Consider the following 4,700-nt stretch of genomic DNA (forward strand, 5'->3'; position numbering starts at 1 on the left):
GTCAACATCGGCCAAATCAGGCTCAAAAAGCATCTGCTAAAAGGGATATGCCCGGAAGCGATCGACATGCTCAAGGACCGCTTCGTTCCGACCAACACGTTTATCGAACTGCGAAAGCTGGCAGCCGTGCGTCAGATCGAGGCGGCGCAACTGATGATCGCCATGAACAAGTTCTCCATCAACTACGCAAAGTCGCTGGTCGGCGCGACCGCGCCCTCACAGCTTGCCAATACGTCGCAGCCGAAAAAGCTAGCCGGACTGAGCGATGCTCAGATCGCATTGATGGAGAACGAATCAACCAAACTCGATAAGGAATACCAGCTTGTCGAGGAGAGCTACGGATCCGACCACCTGGATCTGGTGGTGGCCAGGGGGTATGTCGGCCGGTTGCTGGAGAACGCGCGTGTCGTTCGATATCTCGCGCAGAATTTCCCGGAGATTCTCTCGGAATTTCAGAAGATGGCCGTTGCTGGCTGAACCACCTGTCTAGCTAGTCTCTGCGAAGAGGCATTCCCGCCGATACGGTCGGCAATCGGCCGATGAGCACTCCTTGCCGCTTATTTGCGAAAAAAGATTTTGATAGCCACCTTAACTCGGCGCGCCCTGATTACGGCCGCGCCAATCGACGGCAACTGCTTGCCGCCTGCGCGGCCGTTTCAATCGAGGATGCCGGCCTTTCGCAGATATCCCAGGAGTCTGGTAGGGGCATCGTTGTAGCTGATAGATGACTGCTCGGCCATGCTCAGCGAGCACCAGGCCGCTATTTCGGTAACCAAGGCCTCGCCTCCATCGATGGGCGCCGAAACAAGGTGTCCGTCATTGCCCATAGCGATTGCAACGGTGCCGTCCGCACCGTATCCGATCGCCGCAATTCTTTGAAATCGCCGGTCGCCATCGACACGGACGTCGAACAGTACCGAGCCGGCAGTCTTTTCTGCCGCGTCTTCCACCCGTTCGGAAAACGGGCGATTCATGCAGCCTAGATTTGACAGCGACTGTTCAAACAAGACGAGTTCAACGTACTGCGCATTCATGATGCGACTATGGGCGCGCGGGAGCAGCCGGCAATCCTGCCGTGGCCATTTCACACAGGAAACCCGAGTTGGGCGGGCAATCGAATTTGACACAGGGGCATTGTCCTGACTGCCGAAAGCGGATCTTCTTTCCCGAACGTCGCTATTTCGAGTTGAAGGTTGCAGCGGCATGAGAGGGATCAGACGCTGGCCAAGCGTAAGGGTCTCGAACTGGACCTGCGCGAGGAGCTGCAAACGCCTGGCCAAATCCGGGTGCATTATCAGTCGCTTTACGCCGCCGACACCAACAGTATGACGGGCGTCGAAGCCCTCGCACGCTGGCCTAGACCGGGTGCATTGGCCGATCGAGACCTGGCAGTGAACGTATCGGATTGCAACTGAACAATCCGAGCTTTGCCACGAAAGTGTCGGCATCTTGTTGGAAACGCAAATGGATCCGCGGCGGCTCGGTTTGGAGTTTACGGAAAGCACGCTCTCCCAGCGTCCGACGGAATGCCCGCGCAAGCTGGCTGCGACCAGCTACAAGGCTTTTTACTTTCCTGACCGATGCCGAACCAGAAACTTCAGGATCTCTTCGACGACGGATCAAGGCGGGCGCCCGCCTGACAATGCGATTATGTGATTTCCAGGCGGTCCACAGGGCGCTGCCGCGATCAGCCTAGCCGTTCATCGGGTGCAAGGCGGGAGATTAGGCCGCAAATCGAGAAACGCAGCCCCTCCGGCGCAAAGTCGAGATCCGGAGGCTGTCCGAACAGGCTCGTCAAGGCAGCGCGCATATAGCGTGTCCCATATCCCACTCGCGAGGGCTCGACTACCGTTGGTCCTCCTGCTTCGGTCCATCTCAACGCCAGCACTGGTTCCGAGCTCGACGCTATATTCCATTCCAGGCGTATTCTGCCTTCGGGACGGGACAAGCCGCCATATTTGATGGCGTTTGTCGCTAGTTCATGAAGTGAGAGGGCAAGAGTTGTGCCGGCATCGCGCGACAGCAGCACCTCGGGTCCGTCGATCGTGATGGCAGCTTGTTTCTTGGAAAGGTATGGCGCGAGGACCGATTTTGCGACATCCGTCAAGGCCACGGTCTCGCCACCGGCAGCAAAAACTGCAGAATGAACATCCGACAAGGCTCTCAATCGCCCTTTGAAGTCTTCTGCAAGCCCTTCTGCCGAGATCGCACCGCGCCTGGTCATATCGAAGATGGATATGACGGTCGCCAGGATGTTTTTCACTCGATGATTTAGCTCAAGGCGGAGTTCCGTCTCCCGCTCAAGATAGTCACGCACGTCGCGCTGGCGAATTCTGGTGAGGAGTGCCGACTGGATTCCGCTTATCAGTTCGAGCGCAGCCACTGGACGCTGATAGTATATCTGGCGCGAACGTGGCCAGGCAGCACTCAGCGCCGCTTGGATGCGTGACTGCTGTGCCCCACGGTCCAACAAAACAACGATTGGAATTTCCGACCAATTGGGCTGCGCCTGAAGGAAACCTTCAACTGTTGCGATCGCCTGAGGATTCAAGGCTTCGTGGGTGACAACCAGCACTCCAGGAGACAGTGCAAGCAATCCCTCTAAGTCCTCGGGGCTCGCCGCTCGAGCCCGTAAACCACGTTCCTGCAGCAGGGAGGCGGTGTAACCGGCATCCTTGCGGTAAGGCGCCAAAATGAGCACCCAATCCAGTGTTCCCAGCCCGTTTCGCTCGACGTCGCTCACGTCTCGGGCAGAGGATTGTAGGCAACCACGGAAACGCCGGAACTCGCGATGAAAAGTTCCCGGACATCGAGATCGTGGGGACCGTGGCGTTTCTTGACAACCGTGATATTGCGCCTAAGGCGGCCTTCATGCTCGGACATGCGCAGCAGAAGCACGGTGTCGCCGAGAAAACTGACGTCCACGTCGATCCCAACATTCTGCCCGAGCAAACCATGCTGGGCGACAATGAGCATGGTTAGCACGTCAGCGCGAGCGAGATGTTTCAGGAGAGACTGGATGTCCAGCACCGCCTTTTCCCGGTGGGGAAGAGAATTCAGATAGCCGGTGAAGCTGTCAATCACGACTACCCGGGTATTGTTGCGACTGACGACTTGCTGCACAATCTGGCCGAACTCTCCGGGCGAGATTTCGTTCGGACTAAAATCGTAGATGACGAGTTGGCCGTCCTTGTAGAACTGCCGAAGATCCATCCCAAGGCCTTCGGACCGGCGAAAGAAAGTCTCCAGCCGCTCCTCAAACAGGAACAGGGCCACGCTCTCGCTCCGTTGAAGCGCGGCAGTGGCGTAAAGCGACGACATCGTCGACTTGCCTGTCCCCGACTGACCAATCACGAGCGTTATGGTTCCCGATTCCTGGCCGCCGCCGAACATCTCGTCGAGAGCGGCTACCCCTGATTTGATCAGTTGCGGCTTGGTCACTTCGGCAGGCGACCCGGGCACAATCCTCGGAAACACCACAACGCCTTCACCCTCGCGAATGGCCATATCGTGATAACCGTCTGCAAACGGCACGCCGCGCATTTTGCTGACTTCAACACGCCGGCGCACGCCGCCGTAATCCTCGAGAGATTTATCAAGCCGGATCACGCCGTGGGCAATGCCCTCGATTTCCTCGCCATTGTGATCGCCTCCGCTGGTCTGGGTGTCGAGCAACACTGCCACAATGCCCCGCTTGGCCAGGAAGGCCTTGAAACCAATCAGCTCGCGCCGGAACCTCGGTGTGTCGCCGGTAATCAGCCGGATCTCGAGCAGCGAGTCATAAACAAGCCTGTGTGGCTTGTGTTCTTCAATCGCGCGTTCAATCGCCTTGCGCGTCTCATCCAATCGAAGGTCCGCAGTCTGGAATATCGTCTGATCGGCCGCTCCGCTCAAGGTCTCCGAAGCGGACAATTCCTCAACGCGGATGCCATCAAGCGTCCAGCCGTGTGAGGACGCAATCGCTTGCAGTTCGGCGGCGGTTTGCGAAAGGCTGACATAGATGCAGCGTTCACCGGCTGCCACACCAGCGCGCAGGAATTGCAACGCCGCGGTCGTCTTGCCTGCGCCTGGATCGCCTTGCACGATGTAGAAATTTGAAGCGGGCAATCCACCGCGAAGAATTTCGTCCAAGCCGGCAATGCCGGAACTTACAACGGGCTGCTTCTTTCGCTCGGTCATTCCGCCATCGTCTCCAAACAGGAATCGCAAGCCGCCAGTATCACAGGTTCGAAGTAGAACTGGGTGGAGCGATCGGCGGCCCGGCCCGGTATCTGAAATTCCAATTTCTGTAACGGCCGCGCCCCCGTCAGGCAAGTAGCTCGTTGCAGGCCACGGCAGTCACGGCCTGTGCCACAGCGCGTCCCATCGTCTGTGGAACCATCCAAGACGCCAGCAGTTTCACAGAGTTAACAAATGAACGGATGGGGTATGATTCAAGGGACCGTCGATAAAGCCGATGAGGATCGCTACCGCGTTCTCGTCGAGGCCGTTACTGATTATGCGATCTATATGTTGGACCGTTCGGGAACCGTGACGAGTTGGAACGCGGGGGCCGAGCGGTTCAAAGGCTATTCCGCGAGCGAGATCATCGGTCAGCATTTCTCGTGCTTCTACACGGAGGAGGATCGCGAAGCTGGTCTTCCATCGCGGACTCTGGAGACAGCAGCCCGCGATGGCAAATTTGAGACCGAGGGCTGGAG

5 protein-coding genes are annotated in these 4,700 nt (G+C 57.8%); 2 read left to right on the forward strand and 3 right to left on the reverse strand.

The annotated features are described in order from the left end of the window. Nucleotides 1-477: plasmid partitioning protein RepB C-terminal domain-containing protein (locus tag EN991_RS23970; protein ID WP_281058809.1), on the forward strand; the 477-nt coding region annotated here is incomplete at its 5' end. A 179-nt stretch (nucleotides 478-656) separates the two neighbouring features. Here the strand turns inward: EN991_RS23970 and EN991_RS41070 are convergent. The 3 genes from EN991_RS41070 to EN991_RS23990 form a co-directional block, all read right to left on the reverse strand. Next, entirely contained in the window at nucleotides 657-1,292 is a 636-nt protein-coding gene (locus EN991_RS41070; RefSeq protein WP_245461061.1) for a hypothetical protein, read from the reverse strand. Between the two features lie 395 nt (nucleotides 1,293-1,687). Then, nucleotides 1,688-2,743, reverse strand: a complete 1,056-nt coding sequence (locus EN991_RS23985; protein ID WP_127369690.1) for a sensor histidine kinase — start codon at nucleotides 2,741-2,743, stop codon at nucleotides 1,688-1,690. After that, nucleotides 2,740-4,179, reverse strand: a complete 1,440-nt coding sequence (locus EN991_RS23990) for an ATPase domain-containing protein (protein ID WP_013525068.1) — start codon at nucleotides 4,177-4,179, stop codon at nucleotides 2,740-2,742. Before EN991_RS23990 ends, EN991_RS23985 begins: the two co-directional genes overlap by 4 nt. 249 nt (nucleotides 4,180-4,428) lie before the next feature. Here EN991_RS23990 and EN991_RS23995 point away from each other — a divergent pair. After that, nucleotides 4,429-4,700, forward strand: a 272-nt coding sequence (locus tag EN991_RS23995) for a PAS domain S-box protein (RefSeq protein WP_245461062.1), incomplete at its 3' end; no start/stop codon positions are given.

It is taken from the genome of Mesorhizobium sp. M7A.F.Ca.US.005.03.2.1, from assembly GCF_003997795.1.
Lineage (GTDB): Bacteria > Pseudomonadota > Alphaproteobacteria > Rhizobiales > Rhizobiaceae > Mesorhizobium > Mesorhizobium ciceri.